Raw genomic sequence first — 16,135 nt, 5'->3', positions numbered from 1 at the left:
GCCAGGTCGATGACTCCACGTCCGCTTGCATGAAAAAGGCTTCCGGCGAGAAAACCGGCAGGCAATGAACCTGCCCGACAATTTACTGCCGAAAGCCCTCTTTTGGCTGTGTTGGTTTGCCCGCACAGGGGTTTCCCCGTATCATGCGTGTTCAAAAAGTCGGCTTTATCGCTTTTTGATCAACCTCTTATGGCTTGGACAAATAATTCAAGTTTTAATAGGCTCTGGCAAAAACGACGGTATGTTTGGCTTGTTCCCCGCAAACAAGGCAAGTGTGCTTCTTCTCTTTCGGTTCAAATGGAATGTTGCGGCTGGTCGCGCCGGTTTCCTCTTTCACCTGGCGTTCGCAAGCCTCCGAACCGCACCAGCCGGCCAGCGTAAAGCCGCGTTTTTCTTCAATGCTCGCCTTCATTTCATCCAGCGTGTCCACGGAGTAGAAATGCTCCTCGCGGAACGCCTTGGCGCGATCGTACATTTCCTGATGCACCTGCTCGAGCATCGCCCGGACTTCTACGACCAGATTGGCCTGCTGCACGACTTTTTTCTCGCCGCTGATGCGGGAAACCAGTACGCACACGCCGTTCTCCATATCCCGCGGTCCGATCTCCAGGCGCACCGGCACGCCGCGCATTTCGTATTCGTTGAATTTCCACCCCGGACGAAGATCGGAGCGGTCGTCGATGCCGACGCGAATCCCCGCCTGCTTCAGTTCAGCGAACAATTCGTCGGCTCTTCCCACCACCGCGTCCCACGTTTTCGGCGGGCCGATCGGAATGATCATCACCTGCTTCGGCGCAACCTTCGGCGGCAGAACAAGGCCGCGGTCGTCGCCGTGAACCATGATCAGCGAGCCGATCAGCCGGGTGCTTACCCCCCAGGAAGTCGTATGCACATATTCCCGGACATTCTCCCGGTTCAAATATTGAATATTAAAGGCCGAAGCAAAATTCGTCCCCAAATAATGAGAGGTTCCGGCTTGCACGGCGCGGCCGTCCTTCATCATCGCTTCGATAGAATAGGTGTCCACCGCGCCGGCGAATTTTTCGGACGGCGTTTTTTGCCCGACAATGACCGGAATCGCCAAGTAGTTCTCGACAAAATCGCGGTAAATCTCCAGCATGCGCATCGTCTCTTCCCGCGCGTCCTGCTCGTTTTCATGGGCGGTATGGCCTTCCTGCCAAAGGAATTCGCTAGTGCGCAGGAACGGCAGCGTCCGTTTCTCCCAACGGACCACATTCGCCCACTGGTTGATCAGCACCGGCAAATCCCGGTAGGATTGAATCCATTTCTCATACATATGCCCGATCATCGTTTCCGAGGTCGGACGGATGGCCAGCCGCTCCTCCAATTTCTCGCCGGCGGCTTCGGTTACCCAAGGCAGCTCCGGGTTAAAGCCTTCGACATGTTCCTTCTCCTTCTGGAAGAAGCTTTCCGGAATGAAGAGCGGAAAATAAGCGTTGCGATGCCCCGTTTCCTTAAAACGGCGATCCAGCTCCTCCTGAATGTGTTCCCAGATTTCGTAACCGTCCGGCTTAAAAACGATACAGCCGCGCACCGGCGAGTAATCCATTAAATCCGCTTTTTTAATCACGTCGATGTACCATCTGGAGAAGTCTTCTCCCTGCGGGGTAATCTCCGTAACGAATTGTTTCTCCTCTTTTGCCATAAGAACCCTTGTCCTCCCGTTAAAAAACAACAATTTTTATTTCACCGCGTGATTCGCACGGTTCGGGCAACCGGTCAGCCGTGGAACAAACGCAATATATCATTATAGGTGACCGCGATCATCAGCAGGAACAGCATCGCAAAGCCGATGAAATGCACCATGCCTTCGCGGTTCGGATCGATCGGCTTGCCGCGCAGTGCCTCGACTCCAAGGAACACGAGGCGGCTGCCATCCAGCGCCGGAATCGGCAGCAGGTTGAATATGCCAAGGTAAAGGCTCAGGATTGCCGCCCAATACGTAAGCTGGGCTAACCCTTGTTTGGCGATTTGCCCCGTCATTTCAAACGTGCGCACCGGCCCGCCCAGATCGTCCATGGAAAACTTGTTGATCAACTGCTTAAAGCCGAGAAAAATCCCCTCGGTCGTGGACACCATTTTCTGTCCGGCCACCTGGAACGTCTCGCCGAAGGAGGCGCTGCGGGTCGGGAAAACCGTCACGATCGTGCTGCCCACTTTTCCGTCTTCATTTTCGGCTCCGCGCGGGGTAATCGTAAAGCTCAGCGTTTCTTCGCCGCGTTTGACCGTCCATTGCATCGGTTTGCCCTTGGAAGCTTGAATCTTCCCGATCATTGCGTTCGCATCGGTGCCGACCGGCTGACCGTTGATCGTCTCGATAATATCTCCAGGCTGAAGCCCGACTTCCGCCGCCGGCATCCCTTTCACAACTTCGCCGATCTGCAGATGGCTTGGCGTTTCCAGCGGAATCCCCGCCATTTGCGTATGCAGGGCAAACAACACAAAGGCCAAAACAAAGTTCATAAAAGGCCCGGCGAAGATCGACAACGCCCGCTGCCCGACCGTCTTGCTTCCGTATTGCCGATCCCTCGGCGCGATTTGTGTTTCTTTGCCTTTGGTCACCAGCATCGCCTGCGGATGAACGGGGTAAGAGACCACCTCTCCATCCACATCCAGACGAACTGCAAGATCGTCCTGCAAATCAGCGTGCCGCACCTCGCCGCGGATAACATTTTTGCGGCTGTCCAGCCGGTCCAAATAAATTTTACGTACGGTATCGCCATCCAGGCGCAGCGCGACGGTTTGTCCTTCGGCGATCTGGACCAGTTCGGGCTCTTCCCCCGCCATGCGGGCATACCCGCCGAACGGAAGCAGGCGCAATGTAAACTGCGTCTCTCCTCTTCTGAAAGAAAGCAGTTTCGGTCCAAAGCCAATCGCGAATTCACGCACCAAAATACCTGCGCGTTTCGCGAAGTAATAGTGCCCCCATTCGTGCACCGTGACGATGATGAAGAACATGAGCACCGTCAAAAATATGATTTTAAGCAATTCCAAGCGTAAGCATCCTCCTTTTGGCCACGGATCGTCCTAGGGCGTCTTCTTAGATTAACATTATTCTCCGATCAGGCACAAGAGAATACCGCCGCCGGACTTTTCCGGTGCAAAAGAGGAATTTTATAGAGGTTCCGCCCAAGCGGGCGGGCTCTATAAAGATTCGGCCATGTTCCGGGCCCAGCGGTCGGCGGAGCGAATCCCTTCCAGATCCGGCTCCTCCTGAACGTCGTGTTTGGACAACACCGTTTCAATAATCGTCTCAATCTGCAGAAACGAAATGTTTCCGCTTAGAAAGCGGGCGACGGCCACTTCATTGGCAGCATTGTAAACACAAGTGGCTGTCCCCCCTATTTTACCACACTCGAAGGCTAGTCTTAAACAAGGGAACCGGTTGTAGTCCATCTCCCGGAAATGCAGCTTGCCCACTTCCGCCAGAGACAGCCTTTTGGCTTCGGACGGCCAGCGGCGCGGATAGGAAAGCGCGTATTGGATCGGAACCCGCATATCCGGTGTTCCTAATTGGGCGATTACGCTGCCGTCACGATATTCAACGAAAGAGTGGATAATGCTCTCGGGATGCAGCAGCACTCCGATCTGTTCGTAAGGAAGGCCAAACAGCCAATGCGCTTCAATGACCTCCAGTCCTTTGTTGACCATCGTGGCCGAATCGATCGTAATTTTGGCGCCCATGGACCAATTGGGATGCTTTAACGCATCCTTGACCGTAACGTTTCGCAGCTCTTCACGGGTTAAATCGCGGAACGAGCCGCCGGAAGCCGTCAGCGTAATTTGGCGCACCTCTTCGATTCGCTCCCCGTTCAAACATTGAAAAATAGCGGAATGCTCGCTGTCGACCGGCAGCAAAGCGACGCCCTTGCGCCCCGCCGCTTCGGTAACCAGATGGCCCGCCGTTACCAGCGTTTCCTTGTTCGCCAGCGCAATATGCTTTCCGGCCTCAATCGCCGCGATCGTCGCCGGGAGGCCGGCGCTGCCCACGATGGCGGTGACTACCGTTTCCGCCTCCGTCCCCGCAGCCACCTCGATCAGTCCTTCCTCCCCGTAATACAGCTGCACATCTTCCGGAAGCTGAGGGCGTACCCGCTCGGCCAGCTCTTTCGTGGCCACCGAAGCTTTTTTCGGCCGAAACCGGCTTACCTGTTCGGCAAACAGCCCGATATTTCCGCCGGCCGCAAGCCCCGTAATTTCAAATTGCCCGGGATGCTGCCGTACGACATCCAGCGTTTGGGTACCGATCGACCCCGTCGATCCGATCAACGCTATTTTTTTCATCTCGCACCTCTAAACAATGGAGTTTTGTGATTTTCAAACTCATTTCAATCAATGTTTAAAAATCGGCTTTTCAGCACCGAAGCATATGCTTCCGATGTGCGTTTTTTCAAACCGCTTTAGGTCGGGCGAAACTAGGGACTGAGTAGCGCAGCATAGGTAAAGCCTATGTGAGCAACGGAAGCCCGGCTGAGTTCAAGATTCGATATCGAATCATCATCTAGCAGAATGATCCGGAAATAATATAGCTTATCTGCGGACAGGGGCCATGGATCACTTTATTCTACATTAGTCTTGTGCTCAGCATCGTCCCCATAAAATAGAGGAACTTTAGGGGCCTATTTCCCGAATTTGAGCCAATTCATCACCATAAGGGAACTTTTGGGTCTTATTTCCGATGAACAGGTCGAAAATGCTGCCTTTTGCCACTAGATCGTGAAAATAGCGCCATAAAACTCCTCTATTTCACGCAACATGGGGGACATCGGCTGAAATAGCGCCCTTTTTTTCCTTTATGTTGTCCCCGGGATTTTCAAAAGACTATTTTGCCGTTTTCTCAATTCTTCACTTACCATCATACTGACGTTATTTCTCAGAACCGTCTACTAGTTCTTGCCTCGTAAACAAAAGCCGATTTTTAAACTACCTCTACGGGAGGAGAGAAAGGATATGTATGAATGGGAACACCACAATCCAACTGTCGCAGCGGTCCAAAATCCCGCCATGACCGGGCAGCAGCTTCCCCGTATCCTTAACACCGTATACACGTTTGTAGGCAGACTGAATCAAATCGCCGAATTGTCCGACGACGGCGGCGGATACCCCAACCGCCGCAGCTCGTCCAATACTTAACAAGCCGCCGGAAATCACGGCAAAAACGACCGCAACGATCACCGCCAACGCTACTCCGCCAAGCGCTCCCTCAACCGTCTTGTTCGGACTGATAGCCGGCCACAGCTTGCTCTTTCCAAACCGGCGGCCGGTGAAATAAGCCCCGGCGTCACTGCTCCAAATCGCAGCCAGCAGCAGCAATGTCCAAAACAGCCCGTGGCCGTCCGGCGTGCTGCGCGTCTCAGCGATCGATGCAAACCCGATTCCGATGTAAACGGCGCCCAGAAACAGCAGCGCGGCTTGAGCGATCGGAACCTCGTTTTTGGAAGTCACCGTCACCGCCAAAAACAGAAGCATCAGCAGCCATAGGATCGCCAAGGTCGGGAGCGGCATGGGGATTTGTAAAAGAGTCCAAGGAAAACCCAAATACAAAACGCTCAAATATCCCAAAACGGCGGTTCCGCCAAACGCCGGCAGCCCGGTCATACGGACGAATTCATAGTAGCCGATCAGAGCCATTATTAAGATGAGTACATGATAGGTTAGTCCGCCCAGCCAGCACATGCCCAGAAAAAAAACGCCGGCGACGATCCCTGTTATCAACCGCTGTTTCAAGAGTTTACACCTTCCATCGCTAGCTTAATCCGCCGTAGCGCCGCGTGCGCCGCTGATATTCGGCCACCGCTTCGATCAAATGCTCCTGCTTGAATTCCGGCCAGTAAACATCCGTGAACCACAGTTCGCTGTAAGCCGTTTGCCAAAGCATAAAGTTGCTGAGCCGCAGTTCGCCTCCGGTCCGGATGAGCAGATCCGGCTCAGGCAGCCCCGCCGATAGCAAATGGCTATCAATCGAATCGGGGGTAATGTCTTCCACAGACAGCTCACCGTTCTGCACAAGCCTGGCAACGGCTTTGACGCTCTCGGCAATTTCGCGGCGGCCGCCGTAATTCAGGGCAAAATTCAAAATAAGTCCGGTATTGTGTTTTGTACGCTCGGTCGCTTCTTCCATGGCGGCTATCGTATGGGGAGGCAGCATGTCCGTGTATCCCATCATTCGCACCCGGACATTTTTTTCAATCAACTCGTCAAGCTCAATCGCCAAAAATTCCTGCGGAAGCGACATTAGAAAATCGACTTCATCCTTCGGCCGTTTCCAATTTTCCGTCGAGAAAGCATACAGCGTTAAAACGGAAATGCCAAGTTCGTCAGCCGCAATCGTCGCACGCTTGACGGCTTTCATACCTGTACGATGTCCGACGATTCGCGGCAAACCAAGCCTGCGCGCCCAACGCCCGTTCCCGTCCATAATGATGGCCACATGCTTTGGAATGTTGTCGGGAGCTAAAACAACAGACGCCGGACGCTGCTTTTTTTTCCACCAGGGTTGAAATAACTTGATCATTCCTTTTCCTCCAGCCGATGATGAAAAAGAGACAAAACCCCACCGTAAAAGGAGGGGCCGCTTATCGTCTCTTAAACTTCCATAATCTCTTTCTCTTTCGCAGCAAGAACCTTATCTACTTCCGCGATGTATTTATCCGTCGTTTTCTGAATATCCTCTTGATGCCGGCGCGACTCGTCTTCCGAAATATCCGTTTTCTCCAGCTTCTTGATCTCGTCGTTGGCATCGCGGCGAATGTTGCGGATGGCGACTTTCGCCTCTTCTCCATGCTTCTTCGTCATCTTCACGAGTTCAATGCGGCGTTCCTCCGTCAACGGCGGAATCGTCAACCGGATGGACGATCCGTCATTCGCCGGGGTCAGCCCGAGATCGGATTTTTGGATCGCGCGTTCGATATCGGACAGCGATGATTTGTCCCAAGGCTGGATCAACAATGTCCGGGAATCCGGCGTATTGATGTTGGCCAATTGATTGACCGGAGTCGGCGCCCCGTAATACTCCACCTGAATGCGATCCAAAAGCGATGGAGTTGCTCTTCCCGCACGCAGCGTCGCAAGATCTCTTTTCAGCGCCTGGATTGCTTTGTCCATGCGTTCTTCGGCATGCTTTTTAACTGACTGTGGCATTATTCAACACTCCCTTTAACGATCGTCCCGATTTTTTCACCGAGCACGACCCGCTTAATGTTTCCTTGTTCCGTAATGGCAAACACGATCAGCGGAATGTCATTGTCCATACACAGCGATGAAGCCGTGGAGTCCATAACACCTAAGTTTTTGTTCAGCACATCCAAATAAGTGAGGGATTCGTACTTCACCGCATTCGGATCTACAAACGGATCGGCGGAATAAACACCGTCCACTTTATTTTTCGCCATGAGGATCACTTCCGCTTCGATCTCGGCGGCGCGCAGCGCAGCAGTCGTGTCCGTAGAGAAAAACGGATTGCCCGTGCCGGCGGCAAAGATGACGACCCGGCCTTTCTCCAAGTGACGAATCGCCCGGCGCCGGATATAAGGTTCGGCGATTTGCTGCATCGCGATGGACGTTTGCACCCGGGTCGGAACCCCGATCTGCTCCAGCGCGTCCTGCAGGGCCAGGGAATTCATCACCGTCGCGAGCATGCCCATGTAATCGGCCGTAGCCCGGTCAATGCCCTTGGCGCTCCCGGCAATTCCGCGCCAAATATTGCCCCCGCCGCAAACGATCGCTACCTGAACGCCCAGTTCCACCACTTCCTTGACCTGTTCGGCGATGGATGAAATGGTGTCGGCGTCGATACCGTACCCGTTTTGACCGGCAAGCGACTCCCCACTGACCTTTAATACAACACGTTTAAACACTGGCTGTTCCAAATGTATACCTCCACATCGAACTCATTCGCGACAAACAATAAAGAAAAACGTCTACCAACGCCTTTGATCTTAAAAAAGAAGGAACACGGCGTGTTCCAACTTTCCTTGCGTTTATGATTGGTCTTTAGATTATTTATTTACTTGGGACATTACTTCTTCTACGAAGTTGTCCACTTTCTTCTCCATACCTTCGCCAAGTTCATAACGAACGAAGCGGCGGATGGAAATGTTTTCGCCGATCGTGCTGATTTTTTCATTAACCAGCTGGGAGATCGTTTTGTCCGGGTCTTTAACGAAAGCTTGCTCCAGCAAACAGAACTCTTCGAAATATTTGCCGATGCGGCCTTCCACCATTTTTTCCACGATTTTTTCCGGTTTGCCTTCGTTAAGGGCTTGTGCCTTTAAAATTTCCTTTTCCTTTTCGATTTCTTCCTGCGGCACTTCTTCACGGCGAACGTAACGCGGGCTCATCGCAGCGATATGCATGGCGATATCGCGGGCGAAATCTTTAAATTGATCCGTTTTGGCAACGAAGTCGGTTTCACAGTTGATTTCCACCAAAACCCCGATCCGTCCGCCGGCGTGTATGTAAGACTCAACCACGCCTTCCGTAGCGATGCGGCCAGCTTTATTGGCGGCAGCGGCAAGACCTTTTTCGCGAAGCAACTCGATCGCCTTCGTCAGATCGCCGCCGGCTTCCTCCAGCGCTTTTTTGCAATCGAGCATCCCTGCGCCCGTTTTTTCACGTAGTTCTTTAACCGTTTTAGCGTCAACAGCCATTGTTTAATTCCCTCCGTTATTGTTATAAAAATCAAAAGCCGATTTTAAACTTCTCTTTAAAATCAAGGTTTAAAAATCGGGTTTTCAGCACCGAGAAGGTTGGACGAAACCAGGGATTGAGGAGCGGAGCGTAGGTAAGGCCTACGTGAGCACCGGAGATCCCGGCCCAAGTTCAAGATTCGACGCCGAAATCTCTCCCACGAAATATCTTCGTGATCAAAATCCGATTTTTAAACTTCCTCTTTAAAAAAAGGGTAGTGAGAGGTTTGACACCTACCAACCACCCTTTTCATTTAATTTATCGCTTATTGTCGGCAATTAGCCGCTTACGCCGTCGTTTGTTCGCCTTGGTTAGCTTCGATCACGGCGTCCGCCATTTTGCTGGTCAACAGTTTAACCGCGCGGATCGCGTCGTCGTTGCCCGGAATGACGTAGTCGATTTCGTCCGGATCGCAGTTGGTATCAACGATACCTACGATCGGGATGCCAAGTTTGCGGGCTTCCGCAACCGCAATGCGCTCTTTGCGCGGGTCGATGACGAACAAAGCGCTTGGCAGGCCTTTCATGTTCTTGATCCCGCCGAGGAATTTCTCAAGACGTTCTTTCTCCTTGCGGAGAATGATAACTTCTTTTTTCGGCAATACGGTAAACGTACCGTCTTCTTCCCAAGTTTCCAATTGTTTCAGACGGTCGATCCGTTTCTGAATCGTTTGGAAGTTAGTCAAAGTACCGCCCAGCCAGCGTTGATTAATGTAGAATTGGCCAGCGCGTTCCGCTTCTTCTTTCACGGAATCTTGAGCTTGTTTCTTCGTGCCCACGAACAGAATGGTTCCGTTCTCTTCCGCAATGCTTTTTACGAAGTTGTAAGCTTCTTCGACTTTCTTGACCGTTTTTTGCAGGTCGATAATGTAAATGCCGTTTCTTTCGGTGAAGATATAACGATCCATTTTCGGGTTCCAGCGACGAGTCTGGTGACCGAAGTGAACGCCTGCTTCAAGCAGTTGTTTCATGGAGATTACTGCCATCTTCACGCACCTCCTAAGTTTGGTTTTTTTATGATGCTTCCTCCGCAGGTTTCATTTCCCGACAAGACTCCCTTGCTTAAAGAGGTAGTTCAAAAAGTCCGCTTTTGATCACGAAGAAGGTCAAGAAGCGGATTCGACGTCGAATCTTGAATTCAGCCGGGCCTTCCGTTGCTCACGTACCCAAAACGTACGCTCCGCTCCTTTCGTCCCTGGCTTCATCCAACCTTCTCGGTGCTGAAAACCAACCTTTTTGAACACACATTTTATTGAGAGAGCACCCTTGTCGAAATCAGCCGGCGTGCGTTATAACACCGTCAATTAATATACCATAAGTGAAAAACGGATGCAACCGATGTTTCCCTTATTTCGCCTTTCGGACGAGTACACGCGAAAAAGGCACCTTTCGGTGCCTTGCGGATGGGCTCCGGTTTATTTTCCCGAAGCCTTTGGCGAAATTTTGGCAATAATCGAGTCGTAATCTTCACCCTCGGTAAACGTGTACGTTCCGGTTCGGATTTTGTTATTGATTTTTTTCGCTTTGGCCGCCTTCAAAAAAGCTTCCTTCTCCGTAATCACGCCGGCCTTATACAAGCCTTCCGCCACGCCGGCAAGCGTGCTGCCGTAAGCGATTTTGTACTCGACGGAAACCGCCGCGGGCTTGGCCGGCTTAGCGGGCGTTTGCGGCTTCTCCGCATCCGCGCTTGCCGGCGGCTTGTTTTCTGCCGAGCTCGGCTTGGCCGGCGCGGCCGGAGCTTGCGGAGCATCGGGATTCTTGGGTGACGCCGGAACATCCGGCTCAACTCCTTCTCCCCCATCCTCCTGGCCGGTGCCGGCTTTCTCCTGCCACTGCTCTTCGGTCAGCAACTCTTCATCCGCAGCGACAACTTTCAGGCCGAGTTGTTCGGCGGCTTGCTTCACCTGCTCCGCCGTATAAATCTTGCCGCCCCCTTGTCCAAGGATCATCAACTGCAAAAGGAGCGCTCCGGCAATCAGACCGCAGCCAAGCCCCAGCATAAAATGGCGGTTTTTAATCATCGGGACTCCTCCTTTTTGGCCAACTGCAGGATGAGCTGCACCTCGCCCCGTTGAAGTCCCGTCGACTTTGCGATCATGTCGATCGACTTTCCTTTTTCATATAAGTCAAACAGTTCCGGATACCTGCCGCGGACATGATCTCCGTCATCCTCCGGTGCAGACGCCGGTTCCGGGGCGGGCCCGGCCGCAAGCGCGGCCGGTTCGGAAGCTTGTCCGGAAACGGCGGCGCTTGCGATCGTCAAGCTTGCTTCCGCCGCGGCTGCTGCCGGAACGGAAACGGCGGAGACGTTCTCCCCTGCGGAAGTCGCCAAGCTTTCCAAGCGCGCTTCGCTCTGCCGGGCCGAAAACTCCACATCGCTAAGCCGCTTGCGCAGCTCGGCGATCTGCTCCTGCTGGGCCAGCTGTTTGGAGGCAAACTCCTGTTTCATCTGGGACACCAAATCGATAAGCTCCTGATTTTCTCTTTCGATTTCCGACATGTATTGTTCCAGCGTGGCTTCCATCTCTTTCGCCGCGTCGTTCTTCGGGCTTGAGGCTTGGCGTCCCGGCAATAGCAGGGCGTATACAAGCGCCGCCGCCCCCAGAAGTACAACATAGAACCAGGGGTCTCCAAATGACAATGTAATCCTCACCTTTTTGCTGTTGAATTGAAGTGCCTAACTTAAGGCCGGCTTGCATCCTCGCCCGATCCCTGAAGTAAGTTCCCCGAATTACAGAGAGAAATCGATATGCCGCCCTTTATACGGATGCTCGGCCAAGTGCTCCGGCTTCGTCTCCGGCTCATCCGGTTTGCCGCCGGACCCGCGTTCCGGTTCCTGCTCCTGGCCGGAGGAGCCATTTCCTTCCCGCCTTACATTCTTATTGCGGTTGCTCTCGTCCATTTCAGCGGTCCGCTGGCGGTCCGCTTCCCCGGTTTTGACGGCTTGCTGCGAAAGCAGATTCTGATCGAGAAGAGGGCGATGCTGCTGATCATGCTGAACGCGGCCGGCTTCGCTGGTACGCGGGACCGCGATTTGCAATTCCACGGGTTTCATATTCATGGGATCACCTCATCCGAAATGAAGGAAAATACTTCGATAAGAACCAGGATTCCTTCCTAATAGGAGCCGTTGTTAGATGTAAGCCGACATGGAAATATCCCCTTCGCTGTAGTAAAAAGACATGCGCGAAATGGGCTCTTTGATATATTTCGTATAGCGGCCAATCACGATTTTGGAACCGCCGTAAATCATTTTCAGTACGTCAACGCGCGCCTTGCCGGTATCCTCCAGCGCTTTTTCGATCGCAAGCATGCGTTCTTTCATCAAATCCAATTCCTGCATATTCGATTTTTTAGTCAAATTCAGTTTGGAACGCATCGCCACCTTGTCCGGCGTCAGCTTTCCGAGCGAGGCGAGTTGATCCAAAAGTGTCAGCGCTTTCTCGGTTTTGTCGAGATTCGCCAGCTGATCCTTCACCTGCTGGCGTAATTCCTGAAGCTCGTTGCGCAGCTCCGGCAGCGCCCCCACCTCGATCGAGGTCGTCGTCGACATCGGGTTGCCGATGATCCGGGCGATCACTTTTTCCCCGGCCTGGACGCTGCCGCCGACGATGAGCCCTTTCGCCCCGCTGCACAAAACGTCGCGCCCGGCGCGGATATTGGAGTGCATAATGCTTTGGGAAACGATGACGTCCTCCCCCGCCTGAACGTTTCCGTCCTGAATAAACGAGCTTTTCACGTTTTGCCCGGCTTTGACCAAACCTTTGTTGTAACCGATGATCCCGCCGGTGATTTCGATAGACCCGTCGGCGTACAGTTCCGCCCCTTCAACCCCGCCAACAACGCGAATGTCCCCGGCCGCACTGATCCTAAAGCCGGTCAGTACATTACCGCGGACAACGACTGTTCCTACGAAATCGATATTGCCGATGCTGTAATCGACGTCCCCGTTGATCTCGTATACCGGGAATACGTTTAGCTTCCCCTTGTCGGTAAGCGTCACCAGACCGTCAATCGCCGCATACAGGGCGGTTTGCTCCGGGTTCAGGACGACGTTCTTCCCGATTTTGAAACGGGCGGCTTTCCCGTCTTTGCAGGGAATCACTTCCCCGGTCACGGCCGTTCCCGGGCGTCCGGGCACAGGAGGGACAAGTTCGGCGATGATTTGGCCTTTACGGATATTGTTCAGCCTCGTAATATCTTTCAAGTCCACTTTGCCGTCTTCGGTTTCCGCCGGTTGATGGCGGTTGTCGTCATCGAGGGAAAGCGCGTAGCGGATTGAACCGTCTTGCCCGTGCACCGGCTCTTGCCCGATGGCAATCGGCGTTCTACTGAAAAAGTACTCCTTCGGATTCGACGCAAAACGTCTGACGATGTCTTCCTGTAGCCCGAATTTAAGCCCTTCGCTATGTAAAAATTGACGCAGCGCGTCCTCCGTACAGGAAAAATCGTCTTCCTTCTTTAAAAACTGCAGGTAGGCTACCGTCTTGTCATCATTTAACGTGACGCTTAAGATCTGCCTTAAATCGTCCATAAGCTCCAAGAAGTCGTTCCTCCTCTCTTCCGATTCACTCGTTCATGATTTACCCGTCAGTCTTCGCACATCAGCAATTCCCGCTGCTTCTCCAAACTGCCGCGAAGCCGTAAAATCGCTTTGGAGTGAAGCTGGGAAATTCGCGAAGGCGAAAGCGACATCACTTCCGCGATTTCGCTTAACGATAAATCTTCATAATAAAGCAGGGAGACGACCGTTCTTTCCTTTTCGGTCAGTTTTTCGATTCCTTTTGCCAATGAATCCCTTAAATAAAACTCCCTGACTTTATAATCCGGGTTTTTTGCTTTTTCGTCAACGAGTAATGTGAGACGAGTTTCCGACTCTTCTTCGCGAATCGGGTCCTCAAGGGAACAAAGTGTCATGACGGCGACTTCTTGGAGCATGCTCTGAAACTCTTTCTCGCTGATATTCAAGTAGGCGCTCATCTCGGCGTCCGTTACGGAGCGGAGATATTTCTGTTCCAAGTGCTGATAGCCTTCTTCGATTTTTTTGGCTTTCTCTCTCACGGAACGGGGAACCCAGTCCCCCTGCCGAAGGCCGTCCAGAATCGCTCCCCGTACCCGCCAGGATGCATAGGTTTCAAATTGAAGGCCGCGTTTGTAGTCGAATTTTTCGACCGCATCGATCAGCCCCATCACCCCATTGCTGGCTAAATCATCTTTGGAAACGTTCTTGGGAAGGCCAACGGCGAGACGTCCCGAAACGTAGTCGACAATATGCAGATATTTTTCGATAAGTTGTTTCTTGGCCTCCAAATCGCCGTGCTCTTTCCATCTTTCCCAAACCTCGGCATAATTCAGAGTTGATGTCTTCCGCTCGTTCAATTGCCTTCACCCTCCTTATTTTTCTGTCAGGTGACGAACGACCTTGGCCAGCTCTTCAGGATCTTTGTCGTCAGGTGTTTTCACGAGTTTCGGCGGACTCAGCGGCGTAAAATCCGCGGCTTCGCCCGGCGAATTCGAGGGCGGCTTCAGCAGTTCATTAAGCTGCTCGCTTTCGTCCGGCGTCGTCAAGTCGAGATTGCCCCCTTTCCCCTGTTCAGAAAGCAAGGCTTCCTGCGGCTCGACCGTTCCGTTTCCCGGAAGCTCCTTCAGAAAACCGAACATCCAGCTTGACGCAAAGGCAAGCACAAACCAGACGACAAAGGCGATTAGTCCCCGGATAAAGCTGGTCATAAACAAATTGTTCCCCGCCGATACCGCAAATGTAATAAGAAAACCGATAAAGCCCAACAACAAGTAATATCGCGTTTTTCCTGCCATGGCTACAATTCCTTTATCCCCATTTGTACACTTCGCACATATAATATCCCCGTTTCGTTATCCAGCTCGATCGTCCTGCCGTAATTTCCTCCGGTATCCTCCGCCAACAAGGGGATCTTCAATGCTTCCAATTGCAACTTGCAAGATTCCACGTTTCTCGGACCGATTCGCATCGAATCACTGTTCCCCCCAAAGGAAAACATCTGGGAGCCTCCGGCCATTTTGGCCACCAGCCGGGATGGAGAGGCTCCGAGACCGATTAGTTTCTGGTACAGCGCAGGAATGGCCGTATCCGCGTATTTCGCAACGTTCAAAGCCCCTTCCCGGGCGATCTCCGATGAGGGCAGCATGACGTGCGCCAAGCCGGCCACTTTCAATTGCGGATCATATAGCGTAAGCCCAACGCAGGAGCCTAGCCCAGTCGTACGTATCAATCCCTGCTGCGTTATGACGTTCAACTCGGCCATGCCCACTTTTACGACACGTTGTTCATCAATCATGCTGGGCCGGTACTCCCAACGCAGTGAAAATTTTGGCGAATGAATCCGGATCGGGAATCAGGAAAAACTGTCCCTCTACCTCATGGTGTCCTTCGATAAACGTAGTATCGATCAGCAGGGCGGAGTCTCCCATCTCACCAAACTGCAGGAGCCCGTAACTCAGGATCGCCCCCGCCATATCCAGCGCCAGCGCAGGTACCGTGGGCGCCATCGACAGAGACGTAAAATCGGCCAGCGAGGACAAATAAGAGCCCGCCAAAATGTTGCCGATTTCCGAAAGCGCCGACCATTCCATTTCCGAAAAGCTGTCCTCGCTTTCCACTTCGATCCCCGCCAGGCGATGCAGCAATTTTTTGGCCGCTTCCGGGCTAAGAATGAAAAACAGGTTTCCCGGAGCTTCGCCCTCCACGCGGAAAAATACCGCAAGCACGATATTTTCGGCGCCGCCGACGCGTTCGGCTACCGCTTCGAAAGGCAGCATCTGCACCTTCGGCACCGCCATATCGATCGGCTTGTCCAGCAGCTTCGACAGCGCGGTCGCCGCGTTGCCCGCCCCGATGTTGCCGACTTCTTTTAAAATGTCAAGCTTCAAATCCTCAAAGTCTTTAAAGAGCTCCACGATCTAGTCCTCTAAGCTTTCCAGCTGGATGATTTCTTTCCGGCTTAGCACTTCGGAAAGGTTCAACATCACGAGCAAACGTTCCTCGGAAATTTTGGCCACTCCGTCCAGGTATTTGGCTTTGACTCCGCCGACGACATCCGGCGGCGAATCGATCAAATCGGAATCCAAATCGATGACATCGTTGGCGGAATCGACGATAAAGCCGACTTCCAAATCGTTGGCCGCAACGATGACGATCCTGGTCTGATCGGTGTACTCGGTTTCCGGCAGACCGAAGCGGCCGCGAAGATCGATAACGGGAATAACGACGCCGCGCAGGTTGATAACCCCTTTAACGAAGGAAAACGTCTTAGGCACGCGCGTGATCGGCATCATCCGCTCGATCGTTTGCACTTTGTCCACTTCGATGCCGTATTCCTCATGCCCCAACTTAAAAACGATGACTTTCAATTCCTGTCCCATGTGGAAATCCCTCCTTAATGATTCAA

At 52.8% G+C, this 16,135-nt stretch carries 18 protein-coding genes; all 18 read right to left on the bottom strand.

Annotated elements, in window-relative coordinates:
• Window positions 1-214 precede the first annotated feature (214 nt).
• The 18 genes from proS to NYE74_RS17375 all read right to left on the bottom strand — a co-directional run bounded on the left by proS (window position 215) and on the right by NYE74_RS17375 (window position 16,109).
• Complete coding sequence (gene proS, locus NYE74_RS17460) at window positions 215-1,666, bottom strand: proline--tRNA ligase (RefSeq protein ID WP_270619055.1); 1,452 nt, start codon at window positions 1,664-1,666, stop codon at window positions 215-217.
• Window positions 1,667-1,740: 74 nt separating this feature from the next.
• Window positions 1,741-3,015, bottom strand: a complete 1,275-nt coding sequence (gene rseP / locus NYE74_RS17455) for an RIP metalloprotease RseP (protein WP_036622320.1) — start codon at window positions 3,013-3,015, stop codon at window positions 1,741-1,743.
• 150 nt (window positions 3,016-3,165) lie between these two features.
• Complete coding sequence (locus NYE74_RS17450; protein WP_341005029.1) at window positions 3,166-4,305, bottom strand: 1-deoxy-D-xylulose-5-phosphate reductoisomerase; 1,140 nt, start codon at window positions 4,303-4,305, stop codon at window positions 3,166-3,168.
• A 645-nt stretch (window positions 4,306-4,950) separates the two neighbouring features.
• The gene (locus NYE74_RS17445; protein ID WP_124332731.1) at window positions 4,951-5,748 is read right to left on the bottom strand and encodes a phosphatidate cytidylyltransferase; all 798 of its coding nucleotides are present in this window, start codon (window positions 5,746-5,748) and stop codon (window positions 4,951-4,953) included.
• 19 nt (window positions 5,749-5,767) lie between these two features.
• Window positions 5,768-6,535 carry an isoprenyl transferase gene (locus NYE74_RS17440; protein ID WP_036622315.1) on the bottom strand — a complete coding sequence of 256 codons (768 nt, stop codon included), beginning with the start codon at window positions 6,533-6,535 and terminating at the stop codon, window positions 5,768-5,770.
• Window positions 6,536-6,606: 71 nt separating this feature from the next.
• Entirely contained in the window at window positions 6,607-7,161 is a 555-nt protein-coding gene (frr, locus tag NYE74_RS17435; RefSeq protein WP_036622313.1) for a ribosome recycling factor, read from the bottom strand.
• Window positions 7,161-7,889 (bottom strand): UMP kinase, encoded by a 729-nt coding sequence (gene pyrH, locus NYE74_RS17430; RefSeq protein ID WP_036622311.1) that lies wholly within the window; start codon window positions 7,887-7,889, stop codon window positions 7,161-7,163. Before pyrH ends, frr begins: the two co-directional genes overlap by 1 nt.
• A gap of 129 nt (window positions 7,890-8,018) precedes the next feature.
• Window positions 8,019-8,669 (bottom strand): translation elongation factor Ts, encoded by a 651-nt coding sequence (tsf, locus tag NYE74_RS17425; RefSeq protein WP_036622310.1) that lies wholly within the window; start codon window positions 8,667-8,669, stop codon window positions 8,019-8,021.
• 326 nt (window positions 8,670-8,995) lie between these two features.
• On the bottom strand, window positions 8,996-9,694 hold the full coding sequence (gene rpsB / locus NYE74_RS17420; RefSeq protein ID WP_036622308.1) for a 30S ribosomal protein S2: 699 nt from the start codon (window positions 9,692-9,694) through the stop codon (window positions 8,996-8,998).
• A gap of 429 nt (window positions 9,695-10,123) precedes the next feature.
• On the bottom strand, window positions 10,124-10,729 hold the full coding sequence (locus tag NYE74_RS17415) for an endolytic transglycosylase MltG (RefSeq protein WP_036622306.1): 606 nt from the start codon (window positions 10,727-10,729) through the stop codon (window positions 10,124-10,126).
• Window positions 10,726-11,349: a hypothetical protein gene (locus NYE74_RS17410; protein ID WP_036622304.1), complete on the bottom strand. Its 624-nt coding sequence runs from the start codon at window positions 11,347-11,349 to the stop codon at window positions 10,726-10,728. The genes NYE74_RS17415 and NYE74_RS17410 overlap by 4 nt, the downstream gene beginning before the upstream one ends.
• A gap of 90 nt (window positions 11,350-11,439) precedes the next feature.
• Window positions 11,440-11,769 carry a hypothetical protein gene (locus tag NYE74_RS17405; RefSeq protein ID WP_036622302.1) on the bottom strand — a complete coding sequence of 110 codons (330 nt, stop codon included), beginning with the start codon at window positions 11,767-11,769 and terminating at the stop codon, window positions 11,440-11,442.
• Window positions 11,770-11,841: 72 nt separating this feature from the next.
• Window positions 11,842-13,251 (bottom strand): DUF342 domain-containing protein, encoded by a 1,410-nt coding sequence (locus NYE74_RS17400; protein ID WP_371861068.1) that lies wholly within the window; start codon window positions 13,249-13,251, stop codon window positions 11,842-11,844.
• 47 nt (window positions 13,252-13,298) lie between these two features.
• Entirely contained in the window at window positions 13,299-14,087 is a 789-nt protein-coding gene (locus tag NYE74_RS17395; protein WP_036622300.1) for a FliA/WhiG family RNA polymerase sigma factor, read from the bottom strand.
• A gap of 15 nt (window positions 14,088-14,102) precedes the next feature.
• Entirely contained in the window at window positions 14,103-14,525 is a 423-nt protein-coding gene (locus NYE74_RS17390) for a hypothetical protein (RefSeq protein WP_155619484.1), read from the bottom strand.
• 2 nt (window positions 14,526-14,527) lie between these two features.
• A complete protein-coding gene (locus tag NYE74_RS17385) occupies window positions 14,528-15,025 on the bottom strand; it encodes a chemotaxis protein CheD (protein ID WP_036622296.1) in 498 nt (165 codons plus the stop codon).
• Window positions 15,018-15,644, bottom strand: coding sequence for a chemotaxis protein CheC (locus NYE74_RS17380; RefSeq protein WP_036622294.1), 627 nt, complete (start codon window positions 15,642-15,644; stop codon window positions 15,018-15,020). Before NYE74_RS17380 ends, NYE74_RS17385 begins: the two co-directional genes overlap by 8 nt.
• Before the next feature lie 3 nt (window positions 15,645-15,647).
• Entirely contained in the window at window positions 15,648-16,109 is a 462-nt protein-coding gene (locus tag NYE74_RS17375; protein ID WP_036622292.1) for a chemotaxis protein CheW, read from the bottom strand.
• Between the last annotated feature and the right edge of the window lie 26 nt (window positions 16,110-16,135).

The sequence above is a fragment of the Paenibacillus sp. FSL P4-0127 genome (genome assembly GCF_038007325.1).
In the GTDB taxonomy this organism is placed as follows: domain Bacteria; phylum Bacillota; class Bacilli; order Paenibacillales; family Paenibacillaceae; genus Fontibacillus; species Fontibacillus macerans.
Note: the sequence above shows the minus strand (reverse complement) of the source record. Positions and strands in the feature narration are given on the sequence as shown.